Raw genomic sequence first — 17,715 nt, forward strand, 5'->3', positions numbered from 1 at the left:
TTGGCGGGCTTGTTGCGTCATTTAGGCTGTCATAAATGGGCCTTTTGCTTCCGGCCGTGCACGGATCGATCGTCATGGCTGAGGAATGTCTGGATCTCCTGGTCGGTCGGCGCCGACGATCCGCCATGGCGGGTGACCGAGAGCGCCGCCGCCGCATTGGCGTAACTTGCCGCTTCGAAAGGCGGCACGCCGCGCGACAGCGCGCTGACGAAGGCGCCGATATGCGTGTCGCCGGCGCCGTTGGTATCGACGGCGGCGACCTTGAAACCGGGCACGGCCTGCGCGGTGCCGTCAGCCAGCCGCACGAAGCAGCCTTTCGCCCCGGCGCGGATGATGACCCCCTCGGCGGTCGGGCAGTGATTGGAAAGAAGCCGGGCAGCAATGGCCTCGACAGCGCCGGGGCCGGCAATCTCGGCCGCTTCCGTTGTGTTGCAGCTCAGCCAGCTCGTGTGCGCCAGCACCCGGTCGAGAATGACGCGCGGAATGTCTGATATAACAGGCGTCGGATCGAAGACGAAGGGAATTTCCGCCGGCAGCGTCTCGATCCAGTCGGCCAGCGCGTCGCGGCTCCCGACATAGCTCAGCGTATAGCCGGAGGCGAACACCCAATCCCCCCGCGCAACCCGGACGGGCGCCATCATGCCGAGGCTGAGCACGCTCTCGGCGCCAGGCCATGATACGAAGGTGCGCTCGGCGTCGCCGCTGATCATGGCGACGCAATTGCCGCTATCCATCAAAGGCGATGGGCGCGTCAGCGTTTCGATGCCCTCGGCGGCAAAAGCGGCGCGCAGGAAATCGCCATTCGGTCCGCTGCCGAGCTGGCCGCCGAAGACGACCTTCATGCCGGTGCGGCTGGCCGCGACCATCATGTTGAAGCCGCCGCCGGCGACCTGGGCAAAGCTCGATGCGGTCTTTTCGGTGCCGGGCGCCGGCAAGGCGTCGATGCGGTAGACATAGTCGACCACCGCGCTGCCGATATGGACGAGACGCCCGCTCATGCCGCCGCATCCTTGCCTGAACCGCGTTTCGCCATCCGCACCGCGACCAGATCGGCGGCGAGCGCGCGCACCTGCGCCATGTCGAGCCCTTTGAGCCGGGCGATGTGTTCCCGTGGCAATCGGGAAAAGCCGGCGCAAGCGCCTGCCATGCCGGCGGCAATGGCGCCGATCGTGTCGGTGTCGCCGCCGAGATTGGCGCTGATGACGGCCGCCTGCCAGGGATCGCCACCGGCTATTTCCAGCACCGCGAAGGCCGCCGGAACCGATTCCTGGCTGGCGACGCCGGTGCCGACCAGGTCGACGATCAGCCGGATGCCGTCAGTGACAGCCTTGCCGCGGACGAGGCTCCTCGCCCAGTCGATCCGCGCGGCGATATCGCCACCGGTGACCCAGTGTCCGAGTGCCGCCCCTTGCCTTGCCGCCACAACCGCACGGTCCGAGGCTGCCCGCCAGTCGCCGCCGGCAACACCACAGCTGACGGCGGCAGCGACGGCTGCGGCCGAGGCAATGGCGATCGAGGTGTTGTGCGTGGCGCGGCAGGTTTCCGCCACCTTGGCGACCAGTGCGTCGAGCGGCTCCAGCGGCATCATGATGCCGACCGGGGCGATGCGCATCGCCGCGCCATTGGTGTCGCCGCTGCGTCCCGCTTCCGCGGCCGGCACGCCGCGATTGATGGCATCGATGGCGCGCTTGGTCGACGGGCCGAGCAGGTCATAGCTGCCGCGCGCCTTGACCTCGCGCTCCCAGTCGAGCAGCGCGTTGACCCAGTGCGTGTGATCGAAGCTGTCGCCTGAAACGACCAGGACACGACCGAGCAGCAGCGCCTGTTCGGTGTCGTCGGTAACAGTGCCGGCGACCAGGCCCTTCGACACCGGATGGTCGGCGACAGGCGCGACGAAATCCTCGACAAGGCCGTAGAGCTCGGCGATGCGGGCCGGCGACAAAAGCTGCGTCGGCATGCCGAGCGCATCGCCCAGCGCACCGCCGATAAGCGCACCCATCGCCCGGTCGATCGCCTCGCCCGTCTCCATTCTCAGCGTGTCCATGCTCAGAACTCCAGGTGCAGCGCGAAATGCGCCGGATTGAGCAGGCTGGTGACAAATTCGATGGCGCGGCCGTCGGCGGCGCGCGTCAGGCGCCGCGTGCGCAGGAACGGCGCGCCGGGCGCGCAATCGAGAATGGCCGCGTCCTCGGCGCTCAGCATCTCGATATCGGCCCACTCCTCGCCGTGATCGGGGACGAGCCCCGCCGCGCGCAGCGTCTGGTGCAGCGAGCCCTCGCGCAGGCCGCGCAGCGGCACGTCCTCCAGCTCCGGCGACAGCGGCAAGCGGCTGCGCTCGATCGAGATCGCATGGCCGTCATCGGCGTTGGAGCGCACCCGGTCGACGGCGATGAAGAACGGGCTTTCGACGCCCAGCCTGGCGGCGAGCTCGGCATCCTGCATGACTTCGAGCCTGAGCGTGCGCGTGTCGGCGTTGGCGCCGGCATTGGCCAGCGCCCGCGACCAGCCGACGGCGTCGTCGACCGGCATGCCGTCGAAGGTGACGAACGAGCCGATGCCGACCTTGGTGGTGATCAGTCCGCGGCTCGACAATTCCTCGAGACCCTTGCGGATGGTGTTGCGGCTGACGGAGAAGCGCTGGACGAGCTCGTTCTCGCTCTGCAGGCGGTCGCCGAAGCCGAGCACGCCGGAGCGTATCTCGTGTTCGAGGACGGTGGCGATCCGTTCGGGCTTGCCCGTTCCGGGAGACGACGGAGTCGTGCGACGCGCCATGGAATACCTGTTCAGTAAACCTGTATAGTCCTGTTCAATATCGTGACATGGCAGGTATGTCAACGGCTCGCTGCCAGCACGTTTTTGGGTTCCCGGCATTTGCTGGGCAAGATTGCCCTGCTCATCACGACGGTTCGTCGCAGGCTGGAATTTATGGGAACCTTCACCACCCCCGAGCGGTTTTTTCTGTAGTCGCGATGCGGCGACAACCGAAAAAATGGAGACAAATGGAGGCAACCATGCTTATGAAAATTCTCGCGGCGTCCGTGCTCGCCGCTGGCCTGGCCACTTCTGCGATGGCCCAGAATGCCAGCGACCCAGACGCTGACATGGGTACCGGCAGCGACAGAAGCGTCGTAACGGACCCGGCCCCGATCGATCCGAACCTGGCCGAGCCGGACGCTGTCGATCGCGGGATTACCGGTAGCATTATTGCGGGCCCTGACGGCATGAATTCCAATGCCGATCGGAACTGCGCTATAGGCCCGCAGGGCGCGATGCCTGATGCCACGCACAAGGCTCCCGGCACGGTTTCACCGACCGTCAACGACAACCATTGCGGCAAGTAGCCGAGATCGATTTCGGGAACTCACGCTTTCGGCCGCGGTACGGAGCTTCGTCCCGCGGCCGAAGCGTTTAGCTCGCTGAATCTTTGCGCGGCCGAGCAGTCTTTGGCTTGGTGTCTTTTGGCTTGGTGTCCTTTGGCTTGGCCTTGGCGGCCGCCGGCTCCTTCGGTCGAGCGGCCTTGGCCTTCGGCCTGCTCACCTCACCGTCGATCTCGGCAGTGGCCTGGTCCCAGTGCTGTTGATGCGCGCCGTCGGGCCGGCCGGCCTGTTCCCAGATCGCGTGAGCCCGCCGGCGAATGCGTTCCTGCCTGTCGTCCGTCACTGTTGCCTCCATCGGTTCGGTTCAAGGCCTTGGGCAACAGCTGTCTTAGCCCAAGTTCGGATCGACGTCATGAGTTCGGATCAACGTCTTGGGCGGCCTCAGCCCTAGTCCGACAGAACCGCAACACCGAGGAGTGCCGCCTTCTTTGTGATCAGCCCCGCCAGATCGGCGTCCGAGCGCTCCGTTCCAGTTCGCTCACGCACCTCTGCAATCAACTCCTTCATCGACAACAGGGCAGTGCCCCGTTCAGCAAGCAGCTTGTCGACAGATGCGGCCACATTGCGTGACTCGACATGCGGCAACATGGAAATGGCTCCTTCCCGCGACAAGACGATCAACAGCCGGCTGCCTGCCGGCGAGCCGCCGCTCGTCTCGCGTCTTTCCGAGAGAGCGGCGGGTGAAGGTCAGTCAATGACCTGCACGATCCTGCGCGTGCCGGGATCGACCAGCACGGTGCGATCGTCGACGACCACGTATCTGTATTGCACGTCGGGAACGTCGATCGGGTGAAGTTCAACCGTTTCGGGCACGGTGGAACCGATGTTGAGCTCCACTCCCAGAAGGCTGATCGACGCCAGCGGGTGCCTGTCCACATACTCGCGGATGACTGTCTGCTGCTCGGGCGTGACAATCACCTGGTCTGCGGTGGCCACGCCGACACCAGTGAGCAGAACCAGCCCGGCGGCGGCAGGAACAAGGTGGATCTTCATCGTCTTCTCCTGTTCTTGTTGGCGGACTTCGCCTTCCACGGGTGGCAACATTGGATCACAATCGGGACGGCGGGCCCTCTTTGGAAACGCTCACGCCACCTTCTTGTTCCGTGAGCGGCGGCTAATTGGCGCCGCAGTGGCGCCGCCCGGATGCGTTGCTGCGACCGACCGCAGTGGCCCGCGTTCCTGTTGCAGGCACGCGGGCCGATCGGTTTGCCCGATCAGCAGCGATACCGGAGGGGGGTGATATCGACTGCTTCGAGATGAACATTTAGCGAGAGCTAATGTTCCGCCCAGCGGCAAAAAAGCCTGCCGGCGTCGGGGCACGCGTCAGGTGCCTGGACGGCAAATGCCCCAACCTATTGTTTCGGCGGCTGCGCCGGCACCTCGCCGGGCTTGAGCACCGGTGTCCTGCCTTCGTCCGGCGGCGGTGCGGCCATGCCCTGATCGCCGGTCGGCGGCGGCTGCAGCACGCCGTTGCAGGGATCAAGCGTGTCGGTCAGGCTGTCGCCGGCACCGTTGTTGACGGGCGGCTCCTGCTGCTGGCCGTTCTGCGGCTGGGCATGGCAGGGGCCGGCAGGCGCCTGGTCTTGTGTCTCCGTCTGGGCGGCAGCCGGCGCCGCCAGTGCGCCCAGCACGCCCATGATCAACGCGCTCGGCAGGAATGCGAAAGGTTTCATGTCGAACTCCTTTCCCGCGAAGGATCACCTCCTTGCCAAAGCAGATGGGCGGCGATTGGTTCCCGTATGCTGCGACGCGCCCGGCTCCATGCTGGTTCAATCGACCGGCACGACAGTTTTGAGCGGCAATGGCGACGACTTCCGTTGAAGACGCGAAAAAACCGCCCCGTTTCCGGGGCGGGCGCAGCATGTTGGGGAATCGTTAATCAGCGATTGCTACTATATTGGACCATGACCAAAAATCTCGGAAACGCCGAAAGGAGCGCCGCAAAGGAGCCGGCAAGGCGTTCCGTCCTCAGCCGGCTGGCGCCGGCCTTGTTTCCCCTGGTGGTCGTCGCACTTGGATTTCTGGTCGGCTGGCAATTCTTCGGCTTTTAGAGCATCGGCCCCCGTCGGTGTCGCGCGAAGAGACGTCGCGCGAAGAGACCTTGGATCAGGCGTCGGGTTGCCTCTAGCTCCTCTGCACAGAGGATTTGGTCCTTGACTGAGCCTGAAAGCGACTGCGGACGGTCGCTGTCGGCCGGCCTTCAGCCGCGTTCTCTGACGCTGGCGATTAGCCGTAAGCCCCCTGCGCCTTCGTCGTCCTAGGGCGGAGCAAGGAGCGAAGCGACGCGGCGCAGACCCTTGGATCCATGCCGTTGCCTTGGAGCGCTGCTGCGGTGCAGAACCTTTGATCGCTGAGGGACAGCGCCCCCTCTGTCCTGCCGGACATCTCCCCCACAAGGAGGGAGATTGGCCTTCATCACTGATTTCGCCAACCACCAGCCTTGCAAAAAGGACGCTGTCCGCGAAGCTGCCGATCTCCCCCCAAGTGGGGGAGATGCCAAGTTTTGGCCAAGAGGGCAGGACAGAGGGGGGCGCGAAGGATCGCTACAGAGCGCTTTTATTCTGAGCCGCAGCATTCTTCGGCAGATGTCACGGAATGGATCCCAGGGTCTGCGCCGCGTCGCTTCGCTCCTTGCTCCGCCCTGGGATGACGAAGTGGAGAGGTGTTTCGGCTAACCTCCAAAGTTTGCGATTTGCCACTGACGGGGTCCACGTTCGCTGCCGACCGGCTCGACCTGTCAAACCCTCTGCACAGAGGAACTAGTCCGGGAAATCGAAAACCGGTTCCTCGCATCGATGGACCCGACATTGACCGTCAAGCGTCCTGATATAGGAGGTGACGGGCACTTCGGGCCAGTCGCACTCATTGCCGTATTGGCGGACATATCGATCATAGGTATTGCGGCCGGTGGTCAGGACGATCGCGCGCCGGCTCTGGATCAGCTGCTGCGTCTGTTCGCATGTCATGGTGCGCGCATCCGGCCGGCCGTAAGCCATGCTTGTGGCGGCGAGCAGGATCGCTGCGGCTGTCGGGACGATTGGGCGAGCTGGCATGGTAGATCCTCTCAAGGGTCGTGCCCAACGCGCACCTTTGCCCGTGGTTCCGCAACCTTCACCCGGGTCTCCCGCAAGAGGCTGTTGCTGCGGCGCAATAAGACAGGCGCGATCTCACTCCTCCTTCTCCGGTTTGAACCGCCTCACCACCACCTCGAAGACGATGTCCGAGATCCACATCGCCGAGACGCCGATGAGGAACGCCGCGGCCAGCGTCGTGGTGTCGTCGTCGGGCGACGGTAAAGGCAGGCCCGCGCGGATGTAATGCACCACTGGCAATGTCAGGTAGGCCGCCGCCAGCGCGCCGCAGATCGGCGACGCCACCATCTCGCGGACCTTGTAGCGGTGGCGCGACAAGGCGCGCAGAATGCCGCCGGAAAGGCCGGCGACCACCACCGGCGCCTTGATGCCGAGAGCATCGAGAAACTCCTGTATCATGGCTTCCACCCGCACCATCTGGCGCCCTTCGCGTTGTAGGCGTTCACCTCGTCGAGCTCGGGCCGCGTCATGGCGGCGACGACGACGGCGGAGGGACGGCGCGGCTGGTTGTGGTCGCACCAGACCAGGCGCGCCGGCGAAACAGGCGTTGTGCATCCGGCGAGCAACAGGCCGCCGAGCAGCAGACCGATCATCAGTGCCTTGCCCATCGCATCGCCTCCCGCCGTGCGGCTTCGTCCGGCAGGTCGCGCGCCGCGCGTTCGGCATCGGTCGCCTCGCGGTCCATCTCGAGGCGCTCCTGCGCGGCGGCGAGTTTTTCCGCCGCTCGCCTGGCCGTATCCTTCTTGGCCCGGCTGATGCCGCCGGCGACAAACAGGCCGATGCCGCCGACGAGTGCTGCGAAGATCGCCATGATCGTCTTGTTGCCGGCGAGCGCGCTCAGCATGGAAAGCACCCACATCTCAATCGCCCTCCACGGCAGGCTGTTTTCTGACGAGGCCGGCAACGCCGTCGCGCACGACATTCATCAGGATCTTGAGCAGGGTCAGCACCCCGGTGATCTTGAGTGCCAGGGCAGCGTCGATGCCGAACAGCGTCCAGTCGAAGCCGACCAGGCCGGTGAGCAGCAGGATCAGCACATTGATCAGATTGTGCGCGGCATTGGTATTGAACCACGTCATGGCTTTACCTTTCGAAACAAGGAGAGGATTGCGGCGACCAACGGAGCCAGGACTGCGGCCCAGAATCCGGGCAAGGGTCCGGGCAACGGTCCGGGCCGGACTCCAGCCTCGCCCGGCCCGTGCTTTGGCCCTGAAGGCGCAAGAATGTCCGGTTGCGGAGCCTGCGGGATCGGAACAGGCGCTGGAGGCCGCGCTGGGGCAGCGGACGGCGTGTCCTTGATCCCAGACCATTTGCGGAACGCGGCGGCAAGCCTGATATCGTAGGCGTTCTTCCTATAGGATGCGCCGTTGTAACCCTTGGCAAAGCCGGCCCAATCATGCTTGCGCAATTTGCCGTCGAGCCGGTTGGCGGCGATGAAATTGACCGCCGCCGCCAGCTGCAGCGCCTCGTCCTCCATCATGGCTTCGACCATGGCCTGCACGGTGAGGAAGCCGGCCGCCTTGAAATTCTCGCCGAGAACCTGGCCGAGGCCCCACGACGCCGATCTGAGCGCCGCCGTCTCGTCGATGGCGCAGGCGGCTTTCAGGCGCGGATAGCTGTCCCGGGGATAAGGCTTTTCGCCCCACCTTGCATAGGCAAGGCCGGCCGCGACAGCTTGCGCCCGCTTCGCCCCCGACAGGTTGCGGAAAAAGACATGCGGCTCGAACAGGATGACCGGCCGGCCATGGGCGTCGAAGCCATGCCCGCTGGTTTCGACATCGAGAAAGGCGTGGATCTCGTCCTCGCCGACGCCGATCCTGGCGCCAAGTTTTGGCAGATCGAGGTCGTCCAGGCGCCTGGCGGCGCCCTTGAACATGATGTCCATGGTCGTGTCCTTTCCGCCCTCGCGGGCCGGTTGATGTTTGCAAGCGATTGTGTGAAATGAACCCCAAAGGGGAGGACAGCGGCCGATGTCGCAAGATGAAGGAACGGCGCGCTGGACGGTGAAGGCCGAACTGTGCGCGGTCGGCCGCGACAAGCCGCTGCTTGTGGCGCTGGCAGCGATCCTGTGCCTCTATTGCGGGCTGGTCGCCGGGCCGATCCTCTATGCGTTCCTGGCCATCCAGGGCATGGCGGATTTCTTCAAGTGACGGTGTTGACCGCTTGAGAAGCTCGATCCGTCCTGCCACCTGAACCGAAATCGCTTAGCCGGGATGAAACTGCTGCCATGAACCGTTCATACCCCGTGGGACACAGGTGCGGGAGGGCGCGTGACATTAAGGATCAGGCTTCCGGGCGGGACCTTGAAGATCAAGACGAGGGACAAGCTGCGAGGCCGCGAACAGAAGCGCGAGGTTCCGGTCTGGAAGGTCGGAAATTACTTCATCATCTGGTGGCCGAGCAGCATGTCAGGGCGCCCGCCAAAACGATGATCCCGAGCCTGCGCCCGGACCCTTCTGGAAACAGTCCCGGAAGATAGCCCCAGAAACAAATAGTCAACGATCAGTCCTTGACTCTTCCGCAACGGAAGCTCTCTAGTTGCTGCGCTGCACAATGGGGATTGGGCTGATGGCGGTTCGTATCAAGTTGCCGGGCGGCACCTTGAAGATGAAGGTGTATCGCGAATTGCGCGGGCGCGAACGCAGCCCCCGCATCCCTGTCGTCAAGATCGGTTCGGTCTATTTCACCTGGTGGTCGAACCGGCCGCGTCCTTTAATCGGCCAGCCGGGTGCACCGGACGATCCGGACCAACTCCAGGCAACGCGTTGACGCCCTGAATCTCATCGGGCGCCTGCGCGAACCCTTCCTGGGAAGAGTCAAAAAAACCCATCGGCTGTTGACTCTTCCCTGGGGGAAGTCCTCTAATTGCTGCATTGCACATCATCATTGCCTTGCCGGCGGGAGTTGAACCGATGGCACTGCGTATCAAATTGCCGGGCGGCACCCTGAAGATGAAAGTCTATCGCGAATTGCGGGTGCGCGAACGCGAGCGTCGCGTGCCGGTGATGAAGATAGGTTCGCTGTATTTTATCTGGTGGTCGAACAGCCAGCCTCACGACAAGCCGCAAGACAGCCGTCATTAGTCTTTGCAGTCTTTTGCGCCATTCGCCTGCGCGGCGGCGCGGGCTACGGCGTGTCTTTTGGACGCGCAAGCCAGCCAGCCGGCAGCCAGACGCTGCCGAAATTATCGACCCACAAGATCACTCGGGATCTGCCGTTGGCGAAATGCTACCTGCACTGGCTCGCTGCCAGGGGCCGTGTCGAGCCAAACGAACTAGAGCGTGAACTACCTCACGATCACGCTTGCAAAGCGGAGGTGCTTGCCGCAAATGATGACCGCCCAACGGATCTGCCCCTGACAATGCGAATTAACCTGCCGGTGGCACAAACCCTCAAGCGCTTTTCGGTCCAAGCAATCGATGGCCGACACATCCCTGCGCCAATGATAGCCGACGACGAGCACGATGCGCGGCCAGCATTGAAGGAGCTTAGTACGCGAATGCCACAACGGCACCTCATGCTCTGCGACGGTTTGCAGGTTATCGCCGAGAGGCAGCAACAAACACGATACGGAAGACACTGACATGCCTTTTGTGCCGCCCCTCCTGCAACGCCTAGCGGGCGTCAATGTCGGCGCCGGCACGAAGATGGCCATTCAGAGCGTCCGTACTGCCCGCCGTGGCCATCACTCGATCGGCGAGGACGGGATCATCAACTGCTACTTCTCGTTTGATCGACCAGAAGCGCGGATCACGATCGGACGGCGCTGCTACATCGGCAAGAGCCACCTAGTCGCTGCAGAACACATCACTATTGGCGATGATGTCGTTATCTCATGGGGTACGACGATCGTTGACCATAACTCGCACTCGCTGGATTGGAAGCAGCGCACAAGCGATGTCGCCGAGTGGCATCAAGGCAAAAAGAACTGGTCGGGTGTCGGCATCGCGCCGGTCACAATCGATGAGAATGTCTGGATCGGCTTTAGCGTGACAATCCTGAAAGGTGTCACGATCGGCAAGGGCGCGGTCGTCGGCGCAGCGTCTGTCGTCACGAAGGACGTAGAGCCCTTCACGGTCGTTGCCGGAGTTCCGGCTAAAAAGGTCCGTGACCTTTCAGAATCAATTACTTAGTGCTGCAGAGCGCTCCGGCCATGTACGCCATGTTCCGCACCGCAGCCTTGGGCGCGACCTTGAGAAATTCGGTCCGCAACTTGTATTTCACCCATCCTTTGGACCGCCCGGCCAGGTGCTGTTCATAAGCGAGATCGTGAGCAAACGTCATCAGCCTGTCGACCTTGAGCCCGGAGGTATTGAGCAGATTTTCGAACGTCAGCGGCGTGTAGAAATTGATATGCCCATACGGTCCGGACATCCGAATGGCGCGATTGAGGTTTCTCGTATGCTCCAGCGGCACCTCGATGTAGAGCTGCTTGCAGACCCTCGCCGCCTCCATCAAAAACATCCGTTCGTGCTCGACGTGTTCGACGACGTGGATGGCCAACCCCAGGTCGAACGACTTGTCGGAGTGCGGAATGTGGTAGCCATCGAAAACATCGAGGCTCTTCAGACTAGGGATTTTCCGTGCCTTGATGGCCTCAATACCCGAGGTCGAAATCTCGACGGCCCCGAGTGTCTTTGCCAGTTTTCGCTTGTTGAGCTTGTCCAGCACAGCCCCTTCACCAGCCCCGATATCAAGGACCTTTTCGAAGGTCTCCCCCGGGAGGATCGCTTCTATATGGCCGACTGATTGCTTCGAAGCAATTTCGCGTTTCGCGGCTACTTTGCCATCTGCGTAGTAGTCATCATAGATCGACATAATACTGCCGGCGTCCGCCATAGAGAAATCCTCCTAAGGATCGCCCCCGCCAAGCCAACCGTGCCATAGCGCGCGAACCGCGTCCAGTACGGACTAGGCGTCTCCCAGCCACACTTCGACGAGCCCTTCGGCATCGTCCTTAAACACTGTGATTTCTCGACTATAAGTCGGGTCATTGGGCTTCGTAATCAGGATCTTCTTGCCGACGATCACCATTCCTCACCCTCTTCAAGCGTCGCGATCACTTCACCCTTGCGATGAATTGTGAATGGCATGGCCTTATCCCCTTTCCGCGACGTATTCGATGAAGCGCAGCGCATTGCTGTCGTGGCCGGCATCGTTGTAGTGCAGGCCCTCTTGATAGGCCCCCGAGCTGACATAATCGAACCCGTCAATCGGGACCGTCAGCACATTGCGCGACCGATAGGTTTGACGTATCGCACCAAGCGCTGCGTCATAGGTGCGACCGCCTGTATAGTTGCTATCCCAAGCGGATGATGGCCGTGTTGGCGGCATGGCCATCATGCGAGGAGCGCCGGCCGCCTCCAGCGTGTTGATGATCGACGTGATATTGGCTGAAATCGTCGCCGGCGGCGTGCTAAAGCTGTCATTGATGCCCAGGGCGAGGACCGGCACAATTTTGCCGCCAGCATAGCCGCATTGTGCGACCGCAGAAGCAAGGCGCGGCGCGTTGAAGGATGCGAACGTATAGCTTCCGTGCGCAGCGCGCAGCGTCCGCAGGCGCGGACGCGAGCCGGCCGCCTTGATGCCGAGACGGATAAGCCCAGTGATCTCCACCGGTCCGCCTACGGCCGTAAGGGTATAGTTTCCGCTCGCCGCCTGCCCTGTCAGGGACGGGCCGGAATATTGATCGAGCGCCAGAGCGCCGGCAGTGTTCACAGTCTTGTAGGCCGCGCCACCGTTGAAGGCGAACGCGAGCGAGCCTTGACCGGCGTCCTGGGTGTAATGGACGTCGACCTGCTCATAGGCGCCCGTGAACGTCAGCGACGCGTCATCCGCAAGGATAATGCTTTCGCCGAGCGGCCCGCGCGTTCCCGTCGACACGGTTCCGCTGGTCGTGACGCCATAGAAGGCGGGCTTATAGGTGGAGCTAGGCCGCAACGCCGTCATGCCAGGCTCATCATCCGCAATGCCGAGATTGGCGAACTGCGTAACTCGATTGAACCAGTGGGCAGAGCCATTGCTGGCCAGAGCCCAATGACCGATGCTGTCGGCGATCAGGCAAAGCACATCGTTGTTGGCGATGTGCTCCGCCATCTTGGCCCGGAAGCCATCAGAAAGATTGAACAGCGACGGGCGAGCCGGAACGAAAAATCTCCTGCCATCGACAAACGGCTTTCCAGGCCCCCAAAAGCCGTCGCCAGACTTAGGCATAGCCGTCAGCGCGAAGCTGCCGGGCGGGACGTAGGGATTTGGGTGAGCGGCCCCGGCCGAAGCAAAGATCGCGGTCGCGTCAACGACGCCATTCGGGTCGGCGTCTGCCAGCAGGTTCATGCCGGTGTTCTGCGTGCCGCCGTTCAAGGCCCTTGCTGCATCCGCTATAAGACCGGTCTTGATCGTGAAGCGGACCTCATAGCGGTGCTGGGTCGAATTCGCCACACTGGCGCCGTTCGACAGCGCCCCGTTCCTGAGCCAAACGGGAATGCCTTCCGGATTGACGCTGTTCTGAAACTTGAAGCCGCCGCCGCTGATCGCCGGATATTGTCCGGCCGCAATCGGGATCGAGAGAGGGATAGGGGGAACGCCATTTGCAAGAGTGATTGGCGTGGTGCTGATCACGTTGACGGTTGGTCCTGCCGAGACCTCGACAACATGGACCAGTGCAGCACCCGCGCCGCTAATCCCGACATCGACCTGAGTGATGAAGCCAGCGGCGGGAGCCGGCGTTTGCATGACGATGCTGTAGTTCGCGGGCGTGTTCGCTCCGGTGTTGACCAGCGACGGCCACCCGGTAACCAATTCCGAACCGACAACATCGACAAGACCGTTTGCGGTATCGTAGGCGGCGCGCGCCTTTGTGCCGACTTCACCTGTGAAAGTTGCTTTCCATTGCGGGCCGTTTGTAAAGCCGATGGTCTTGGCGGTGTGCGAGGACGGCACCGCCGCCGTAAACCACTCGCTTTCGCCGTTCGGAATTGCCCCGGCCGTATAGTACCAGGTGCCCGCGCCTGTGCGCTGTAAGCCCATGACGCTGCCGGCCGGCTTCAGGATCGAGAGCCCCGAGTTGACGGAGGACGGGCCGGCAACGACAGGGATAGTTTGTTCAGAGACCAGAGTTAACGTGCCATCGCCCTCGACGTGGGCAAAGACGATATGAATTGTTCCCGGCCCAGCGCCGAAGCCGAGTTCTACACTCGACAGAAATTCATCGACCGTCGATAGTGACCCCGGCCAGTAATAGACGCTGCTGTTGGAGACCACCGTGCCGCCGACCGAACCAGTGATCGGAACCGGCCCGACCGTCCTCGATCCGATCAAGGCAATGACTTCCGCCGCCGAAGCACGAACGCCCGTGTCAACGGCAACCGGCCCGGCCGCCACAGTGTACATTCCAAGGATGCCGGTCGAGACTTCGGTCCAGAAGTATTCACCAACCTCAACATTCCGGGCGAGGACCGCCGCCGCACTCGCGCCAGCCAATCCCACCGATGCCGCAAAGCTGAAAGCTGGCGCCACCGTGTAGGAGCCGGGCGCCGTGATCAGGATCTGCGTCAGCGCGCCGCCGGCGACGACGAAGCGGCCGGCCGCGCCCGAGCCAGCACCGCCGGTAAACGCCAAATCGAAGGTGCCGTTGGCGCCACCGGCGCCCGCCGTGATCGCACCGCTACCGACGATGCCAAAGCCGACCGCCGCCGCCGTCGTCGGGAAAATGCCCTTGCCATACAGCGACGCGTCGCGTGCCGCCTGCGCGCTGGCCAGGTTGGCCGCGGTGGTGACGACATCGGCGGCGGTCTGTCCGGCATTCGCGGCGGAGCTGGCAGCGCTGGCGGCTGCCTGGCCGGCACTGGCCTCAGTGGCATCCTTCAGCACCTGCGCTTCGTCGCGCAGCGATTCGACATCCTCGACCACCTCCGCAATGTCGGGCGGCACGAACGCGGCAATGGTGATGGCATCGCTGCCCACCACCGGCTCGTCAGCGCTAAATTCAAACACCCGCCCGGCATTGATTGTCCCAACCTGGATGTGGACCGTTGTTCCCTTCTGCAAGGTGCGGGCGGTGCGGGCGTCGGCGGCGCGAAACCATTCGCCCTCGCTCACCGTGTAGATGCCGTTCTGTCTCTGGTCGGCCTGGTGCTTGACCAGCACGCGGTCGCCAACCTCGCACGGCATGCCGTCGATGGTCTGCAGGCCACGGAGGAGAATGTTGACCGTGGTCGCCAGGCGCACGGGTTCGCGTTCGCCGGTCAGAAGTCGAACGGCGGCAGTTGCAGGTCGGGCCATCAGGCTTGCTCCATGAAAAAAGCCCCGCGAAGCGAGGCTCAAAAGTGGTCTATGATTTCAGCGTGCGCTTACGGGACGCGCGGTCCACGGCACATCTGGCGGGCGCGGAAGAGGCGCGGCTGGTCTAGCCGATCTCGAGAGAAAAAAGGCGCCCAAAACCCGCTGCGGCCTATGGCAATCCGCCAACGCGCCTCTTTGTCCAGCCGGCGATTGTCAGCCCGCACGCCATGCCGGCGCAGTCGGCAACCCAGTCGAACCCATCCAGATCGCGCCCTATCAGTTGCGAGCCCTGAAGAACCTCGATCGCCGCGCCGGTAAAGGCGAGGACAACAATCAGCCTTGTCTTGTGTTCCGGCCAGCCGAGACTTCCCAGGGCCGCCAGCACTGCGAAGGCGATGGCGTGATGCAACTTGTCATCGTGAAGCGTGACGGCCCCGCCAAGATCGGGCAAGAACCGCGCCGGCAGAAGCGTGAGCAGGAGAACGCCGGCCAAAGTGACCGGAAAAACGATCCTTGCCAGCATCGGATAAGAGTCTAAGCGCAACAAGATGGGTCAGTCCTTCATCTGAAAGTCTGGATGGGCCAGGGGATTTGAAGTTGCCGCTCCAATGATCGCATCAGCGCTTGGGAATTTCAAATCCAGAACCACAAGCCTGTGTCGTAAGAAAGGCCGCCGTGGCTCTCATCGCCCTGGAAACGACCACATACCTGCGTGCATTGCCAGCGGCGATTTCAGGAACCTTGGGTTTTTCCCATGAAAAAGCCTACGAAGACGAGACGTGAAAGAGTAGGAACGCTAAGATGTCGGTGAGCTGACGGCCAATGCAACAGGGGCAGGTAACGAGAAAATCTAGCCCGGCCGCCTGGTGCGGACATCAGTTTTGCGCCACCGAGGCGCCGGCCAGCCGGGCGAGCGCAGCCCTATCGTCGGGCCTGAGATCGGCAAGGCGGTCGTCGCCCGAAGCGGGCGAATTCGGGTTTTTCGCCGACAGATCGGTGCCGCCTTCAGCGCCGGTGGTTTCACCGTTGATCGCGCCGATGGTGGCCTTCGCGGCAGGCTCGGCGCCAAGCAGTTCAACAGCGCGGCCCGGATCCTTGCCGATCATCGCCTGTGCGAGCGCTTTTGCCGTGTTGCTGCGCCATGCAGCTTCGGCCAATTCCCTGCCGACCGGGTTGCCCATCTTGGCGATGAAGTCGAACCCGCTCTGCCTGATCGCCTCGAACGCTGCGGTGTCGTCCGGATCGCTCTGCGCGATGGCGCTTGTGTAGGCGTCTTGCGCCTTGGACCATTCGGCCTGCTCATAGTCCTGGCGGCGCGCATATTGCTGTGCGGCCATGCGTGCCGAGCCGGCCAGCCTTAAAGCCTCTTTTTTCCTGATGAAGTTGGCGCGTTCGCTCTCCGGCACTTTCGGCACAGTGCTGTCGAATATCTTGTCGAAGAGGCCGGACTTGATGACGCCGTTGGTGCGGGGATCGACCTGGCCGTATATCGCATCATGCAGGCCGCGACCGTCGGCCGGCGCATTCCGGATCGCCTCGTTTTCGGCCTGGGCGATCTGGCCGTTCAGCTCGCGGCCGATGACCTCGGCGTCGAAGGCGTCCTGCTGCTGCTTCTGCTGCTGGAAGCGCTCGGCGACAGCCGAGAGCTCGGCGCCAAAGCCTTGCATGGCGGCGCCAACCGGCGAGCCACCGGGATAGGAAACCACATTGCCGGTGTCGAGCCGGCGCTGGGCAAGCTGGAGGGGGATGGTCGCCATCAGTAAAGCCCTCCGCCCGGCGCCGGCGGAAAGGCGCTCTTGCCGAACGTCACCGCCTTACTGGGGTCGTAGATGCCGGAAAGGCCGGACACGAGGTTGCCGCCGGCCTTGAAGATCGAGGCCGCCGCCGCCTGCTTGCCGGAAAAACGCGAGATCGCAGCCTGCGTGGTCAGATTGTTCTGGCGCAGCTGCGAGCCGTACTGGATCGCCTTGATGTCGAGCTGGCCCTGCCTTGCATTGGCCGCCAGCACCTCGGTCGGCGAGCCTGCCACGCCGACGCCCGAGGCGCCGGCCTGGGCACGCGCCTGCGCCTGCAGAAGATCCTGCTTGTGGCGCTCCTGGCCCTGTTCGAAGGCCGCGGCTTGCGCGTCGGCCCGCGCCTGCTGTTCATAGGCCTTGGCCTGATAGCCGGCCATCTGCCTCGACTGCTGGCCCTCGACCAGCGCGCCGCCGACCGAGAGAGCCGTGCCGATAAGGGCAAGTGTGCACATGGTCAGCCGCGGCCTCGGCCACGAAGCGAAAATCTACCCGCGATGCCTCCGACCGGCGCGCCGAGCGCCGGGCGCGGGTCGAGCGCGCCGCCGGGGCTGAGGAGGGACAGAAGCATCTTGTCGGCCTGGATCGCTGCCGCGCTGAGACGAGCGGGTGCTGCCGCTCGCCGCCCGGCTATGGCGGCGCGCCGGATGGCAGTCAGGTTGATTTTCAGGTTGGCAACGCCGGCAGCGTCGAACTGGCTGTTGGCGGTGGCGACGGCACGGCGCAAGGCATCGGCGTCGAACAATTGCTGGCGCAGCTGTTCTATCAGCCACTGGGCCATGCGCCAGCGCTCGTCGAGGGAAGCGGCGTTTGCCCTGATCTCGTCGGCGAGTGCTGCGATGTCGACGCAGGCTTCACTTTGCGCGGCCGCTGCGCGGCGCCTGTCATGGGGGATTGGGGTCACGGGGGGTCCTTTTAGGAGGGTGATGAAAGGGCGGCGACGCCGCTGATCTCCCCCCTTGAGGGGGAGATGGCCGGCAGGCCAGAGGGGGTCGTCTCGCGTGAAGCGCCGGCATCCTCTGACCGCGATAGGAGGCTGCGTCAGGACGTACCGACCCCCTCTGTCGCCTTCGGCGACATCTCCCCCCTCGAGGGCAGGGCTATCGCATTTGAGTCATGAGCTGGAAGAGATAAGCATCGTTCCAGCCTGCACGCATCATTTTGCCACGCATG

General features: G+C 63.4%; 25 protein-coding genes. 5 read left to right on the forward strand and 20 right to left on the reverse strand.

Features of this window, described 5'->3' with window-relative positions; translation table 11 throughout:
• Nucleotides 1–29 precede the first annotated feature (29 nt).
• Genes CIT26_RS14025 through CIT26_RS14035 form a run of 3 tightly spaced genes read right to left on the reverse strand, consistent with a single transcriptional unit; the run spans nucleotide 30 to nucleotide 2,772 of the window.
• The gene (locus CIT26_RS14025; RefSeq protein WP_095493142.1) at nucleotides 30–998 is read right to left on the reverse strand and encodes a PfkB family carbohydrate kinase; all 969 of its coding nucleotides are present in this window, start codon (nucleotides 996–998) and stop codon (nucleotides 30–32) included.
• Complete coding sequence (locus CIT26_RS14030) at nucleotides 995–2,044, reverse strand: ADP-ribosylglycohydrolase family protein (RefSeq protein ID WP_245319415.1); 1,050 nt, start codon at nucleotides 2,042–2,044, stop codon at nucleotides 995–997. Before CIT26_RS14030 ends, CIT26_RS14025 begins: the two co-directional genes overlap by 4 nt.
• A gap of 2 nt (nucleotides 2,045–2,046) precedes the next feature.
• On the reverse strand, nucleotides 2,047–2,772 hold the full coding sequence (locus tag CIT26_RS14035; protein ID WP_095493143.1) for a GntR family transcriptional regulator: 726 nt from the start codon (nucleotides 2,770–2,772) through the stop codon (nucleotides 2,047–2,049).
• 245 nt (nucleotides 2,773–3,017) lie between these two features.
• Here CIT26_RS14035 and CIT26_RS14040 point away from each other — a divergent pair, with 245 nt between their 5' ends.
• A complete protein-coding gene (locus CIT26_RS14040; protein WP_342587016.1) occupies nucleotides 3,018–3,341 on the forward strand; it encodes a hypothetical protein in 324 nt (107 codons plus the stop codon).
• A 67-nt stretch (nucleotides 3,342–3,408) separates the two neighbouring features.
• On the opposite strand, the gene CIT26_RS14045 is transcribed toward CIT26_RS14040, so the two are convergent.
• The 10 genes from CIT26_RS14045 to CIT26_RS14095 all read right to left on the reverse strand — a co-directional run bounded on the left by CIT26_RS14045 (nucleotide 3,409) and on the right by CIT26_RS14095 (nucleotide 8,354).
• Nucleotides 3,409–3,660: a DUF2934 domain-containing protein gene (locus tag CIT26_RS14045; RefSeq protein WP_095493172.1), complete on the reverse strand. Its 252-nt coding sequence runs from the start codon at nucleotides 3,658–3,660 to the stop codon at nucleotides 3,409–3,411.
• 104 nt (nucleotides 3,661–3,764) lie between these two features.
• Entirely contained in the window at nucleotides 3,765–3,965 is a 201-nt protein-coding gene (locus tag CIT26_RS14050; protein WP_095493144.1) for a hypothetical protein, read from the reverse strand.
• Nucleotides 3,966–4,064: 99 nt separating this feature from the next.
• Complete coding sequence (locus CIT26_RS14055; RefSeq protein ID WP_095493145.1) at nucleotides 4,065–4,370, reverse strand: DUF1236 domain-containing protein; 306 nt, start codon at nucleotides 4,368–4,370, stop codon at nucleotides 4,065–4,067.
• 359 nt (nucleotides 4,371–4,729) lie between these two features.
• Complete coding sequence (locus CIT26_RS14060; protein WP_095493146.1) at nucleotides 4,730–5,050, reverse strand: hypothetical protein; 321 nt, start codon at nucleotides 5,048–5,050, stop codon at nucleotides 4,730–4,732.
• Nucleotides 5,051–6,136: 1,086 nt separating this feature from the next.
• Complete coding sequence (locus CIT26_RS14070; RefSeq protein ID WP_095493148.1) at nucleotides 6,137–6,430, reverse strand: hypothetical protein; 294 nt, start codon at nucleotides 6,428–6,430, stop codon at nucleotides 6,137–6,139.
• A gap of 114 nt (nucleotides 6,431–6,544) precedes the next feature.
• Nucleotides 6,545–6,886, reverse strand: coding sequence for a hypothetical protein (locus CIT26_RS14075; RefSeq protein WP_165848535.1), 342 nt, complete (start codon nucleotides 6,884–6,886; stop codon nucleotides 6,545–6,547).
• The gene (locus tag CIT26_RS14080; RefSeq protein WP_095493150.1) at nucleotides 6,865–7,077 is read right to left on the reverse strand and encodes a hypothetical protein; all 213 of its coding nucleotides are present in this window, start codon (nucleotides 7,075–7,077) and stop codon (nucleotides 6,865–6,867) included. Before CIT26_RS14080 ends, CIT26_RS14075 begins: the two co-directional genes overlap by 22 nt.
• Complete coding sequence (locus CIT26_RS14085; RefSeq protein WP_095493151.1) at nucleotides 7,062–7,328, reverse strand: hypothetical protein; 267 nt, start codon at nucleotides 7,326–7,328, stop codon at nucleotides 7,062–7,064. Before CIT26_RS14085 ends, CIT26_RS14080 begins: the two co-directional genes overlap by 16 nt.
• Before the next feature lies 1 nt (nucleotide 7,329).
• Nucleotides 7,330–7,548, reverse strand: a complete 219-nt coding sequence (locus CIT26_RS14090; protein ID WP_095493152.1) for a hypothetical protein — start codon at nucleotides 7,546–7,548, stop codon at nucleotides 7,330–7,332.
• The gene (locus tag CIT26_RS14095) at nucleotides 7,545–8,354 is read right to left on the reverse strand and encodes an N-acetylmuramidase family protein (protein ID WP_095493153.1); all 810 of its coding nucleotides are present in this window, start codon (nucleotides 8,352–8,354) and stop codon (nucleotides 7,545–7,547) included. The genes CIT26_RS14090 and CIT26_RS14095 overlap by 4 nt, the downstream gene beginning before the upstream one ends.
• 85 nt (nucleotides 8,355–8,439) lie before the next feature.
• Between CIT26_RS14095 and CIT26_RS14100 the strand changes: the two genes are divergently transcribed.
• The 4 genes from CIT26_RS14100 to CIT26_RS14120 all read left to right on the forward strand — a co-directional run bounded on the left by CIT26_RS14100 (nucleotide 8,440) and on the right by CIT26_RS14120 (nucleotide 10,602).
• Nucleotides 8,440–8,619 carry a hypothetical protein gene (locus tag CIT26_RS14100; protein ID WP_029351723.1) on the forward strand — a complete coding sequence of 60 codons (180 nt, stop codon included), beginning with the start codon at nucleotides 8,440–8,442 and terminating at the stop codon, nucleotides 8,617–8,619.
• Nucleotides 8,620–9,037: 418 nt separating this feature from the next.
• On the forward strand, nucleotides 9,038–9,238 hold the full coding sequence (locus tag CIT26_RS14105; RefSeq protein ID WP_095493173.1) for a hypothetical protein: 201 nt from the start codon (nucleotides 9,038–9,040) through the stop codon (nucleotides 9,236–9,238).
• Between the two features lie 143 nt (nucleotides 9,239–9,381).
• The gene (locus CIT26_RS36585; RefSeq protein ID WP_167391400.1) at nucleotides 9,382–9,552 is read left to right on the forward strand and encodes a hypothetical protein; all 171 of its coding nucleotides are present in this window, start codon (nucleotides 9,382–9,384) and stop codon (nucleotides 9,550–9,552) included.
• Nucleotides 9,553–10,053: 501 nt separating this feature from the next.
• Entirely contained in the window at nucleotides 10,054–10,602 is a 549-nt protein-coding gene (locus CIT26_RS14120; RefSeq protein WP_095493156.1) for an acyltransferase, read from the forward strand.
• Here the strand turns inward: CIT26_RS14120 and CIT26_RS14125 are convergent.
• From CIT26_RS14125 to CIT26_RS14150, 7 genes are all read right to left on the reverse strand, one after another.
• Nucleotides 10,595–11,308, reverse strand: a complete 714-nt coding sequence (locus CIT26_RS14125; RefSeq protein ID WP_095493157.1) for a class I SAM-dependent methyltransferase — start codon at nucleotides 11,306–11,308, stop codon at nucleotides 10,595–10,597. The two genes, CIT26_RS14120 and CIT26_RS14125, sit on opposite strands and share 8 nt — an antisense overlap.
• Before the next feature lie 72 nt (nucleotides 11,309–11,380).
• Nucleotides 11,381–11,503 (reverse strand): hypothetical protein, encoded by a 123-nt coding sequence (locus CIT26_RS38295; RefSeq protein WP_280951113.1) that lies wholly within the window; start codon nucleotides 11,501–11,503, stop codon nucleotides 11,381–11,383.
• Nucleotides 11,504–11,566: 63 nt separating this feature from the next.
• Nucleotides 11,567–14,749 carry an SGNH/GDSL hydrolase family protein gene (locus tag CIT26_RS14130; protein WP_095493158.1) on the reverse strand — a complete coding sequence of 1,061 codons (3,183 nt, stop codon included), beginning with the start codon at nucleotides 14,747–14,749 and terminating at the stop codon, nucleotides 11,567–11,569.
• Nucleotides 14,750–14,918: 169 nt separating this feature from the next.
• Entirely contained in the window at nucleotides 14,919–15,296 is a 378-nt protein-coding gene (locus CIT26_RS14135; RefSeq protein WP_245319417.1) for a VanZ family protein, read from the reverse strand.
• Nucleotides 15,297–15,624: 328 nt separating this feature from the next.
• Nucleotides 15,625–16,506 (reverse strand): hypothetical protein, encoded by an 882-nt coding sequence (locus CIT26_RS14140; protein ID WP_206072762.1) that lies wholly within the window; start codon nucleotides 16,504–16,506, stop codon nucleotides 15,625–15,627.
• Nucleotides 16,506–16,997, reverse strand: coding sequence for a hypothetical protein (locus tag CIT26_RS14145; RefSeq protein WP_095493159.1), 492 nt, complete (start codon nucleotides 16,995–16,997; stop codon nucleotides 16,506–16,508). Before CIT26_RS14145 ends, CIT26_RS14140 begins: the two co-directional genes overlap by 1 nt.
• 2 nt (nucleotides 16,998–16,999) lie before the next feature.
• Nucleotides 17,000–17,446: a hypothetical protein gene (locus CIT26_RS14150; RefSeq protein ID WP_095493160.1), complete on the reverse strand. Its 447-nt coding sequence runs from the start codon at nucleotides 17,444–17,446 to the stop codon at nucleotides 17,000–17,002.
• Nucleotides 17,447–17,715: the final 269 nt, after the last annotated feature.

It is taken from the genome of Mesorhizobium temperatum, from assembly GCF_002284575.1.
GTDB lineage: Bacteria > Pseudomonadota > Alphaproteobacteria > Rhizobiales > Rhizobiaceae > Mesorhizobium > Mesorhizobium temperatum.

Excerpts from the sequence above, each read along its gene's own strand:
- CIT26_RS14025 (WP_095493142.1), bottom strand. The coding sequence starts at position 998 with ATGAGCGGGCGTCTCGTCCATATCGGCAGCGCGGTGGTCGACTATGTC.
- CIT26_RS14030 (WP_245319415.1), bottom strand. The coding sequence starts at position 2,044 with ATGGACACGCTGAGAATGGAGACGGGCGAGGCGATCGACCGGGCGATG.
- CIT26_RS14035 (WP_095493143.1), bottom strand. The coding sequence starts at position 2,772 with ATGGCGCGTCGCACGACTCCGTCGTCTCCCGGAACGGGCAAGCCCGAA.
- CIT26_RS14040 (WP_342587016.1), top strand. The coding sequence starts at position 3,018 with ATGAAAATTCTCGCGGCGTCCGTGCTCGCCGCTGGCCTGGCCACTTCT.
- CIT26_RS14050 (WP_095493144.1), bottom strand. The coding sequence starts at position 3,965 with ATGTTGCCGCATGTCGAGTCACGCAATGTGGCCGCATCTGTCGACAAG.
- CIT26_RS14055 (WP_095493145.1), bottom strand. The coding sequence starts at position 4,370 with ATGAAGATCCACCTTGTTCCTGCCGCCGCCGGGCTGGTTCTGCTCACT.
- CIT26_RS14060 (WP_095493146.1), bottom strand. The coding sequence starts at position 5,050 with ATGAAACCTTTCGCATTCCTGCCGAGCGCGTTGATCATGGGCGTGCTG.
- CIT26_RS14070 (WP_095493148.1), bottom strand. The coding sequence starts at position 6,430 with ATGCCAGCTCGCCCAATCGTCCCGACAGCCGCAGCGATCCTGCTCGCC.
- CIT26_RS14075 (WP_165848535.1), bottom strand. The coding sequence starts at position 6,886 with ATGGTGCGGGTGGAAGCCATGATACAGGAGTTTCTCGATGCTCTCGGC.
- CIT26_RS14080 (WP_095493150.1), bottom strand. The coding sequence starts at position 7,077 with ATGGGCAAGGCACTGATGATCGGTCTGCTGCTCGGCGGCCTGTTGCTC.
- CIT26_RS14085 (WP_095493151.1), bottom strand. The coding sequence starts at position 7,328 with ATGTGGGTGCTTTCCATGCTGAGCGCGCTCGCCGGCAACAAGACGATC.
- CIT26_RS14090 (WP_095493152.1), bottom strand. The coding sequence starts at position 7,548 with ATGACGTGGTTCAATACCAATGCCGCGCACAATCTGATCAATGTGCTG.
- CIT26_RS14095 (WP_095493153.1), bottom strand. The coding sequence starts at position 8,354 with ATGGACATCATGTTCAAGGGCGCCGCCAGGCGCCTGGACGACCTCGAT.
- CIT26_RS14100 (WP_029351723.1), top strand. The coding sequence starts at position 8,440 with ATGTCGCAAGATGAAGGAACGGCGCGCTGGACGGTGAAGGCCGAACTG.
- CIT26_RS14105 (WP_095493173.1), top strand. The coding sequence starts at position 9,038 with ATGGCGGTTCGTATCAAGTTGCCGGGCGGCACCTTGAAGATGAAGGTG.
- CIT26_RS36585 (WP_167391400.1), top strand. The coding sequence starts at position 9,382 with ATGGCACTGCGTATCAAATTGCCGGGCGGCACCCTGAAGATGAAAGTC.
- CIT26_RS14120 (WP_095493156.1), top strand. The coding sequence starts at position 10,054 with ATGCCTTTTGTGCCGCCCCTCCTGCAACGCCTAGCGGGCGTCAATGTC.
- CIT26_RS14125 (WP_095493157.1), bottom strand. The coding sequence starts at position 11,308 with ATGGCGGACGCCGGCAGTATTATGTCGATCTATGATGACTACTACGCA.
- CIT26_RS38295 (WP_280951113.1), bottom strand. The coding sequence starts at position 11,503 with ATGGTGATCGTCGGCAAGAAGATCCTGATTACGAAGCCCAATGACCCG.
- CIT26_RS14130 (WP_095493158.1), bottom strand. The coding sequence starts at position 14,749 with ATGGCCCGACCTGCAACTGCCGCCGTTCGACTTCTGACCGGCGAACGC.
- CIT26_RS14140 (WP_206072762.1), bottom strand. The coding sequence starts at position 16,506 with ATGGCGACCATCCCCCTCCAGCTTGCCCAGCGCCGGCTCGACACCGGC.
- CIT26_RS14145 (WP_095493159.1), bottom strand. The coding sequence starts at position 16,997 with ATGTGCACACTTGCCCTTATCGGCACGGCTCTCTCGGTCGGCGGCGCG.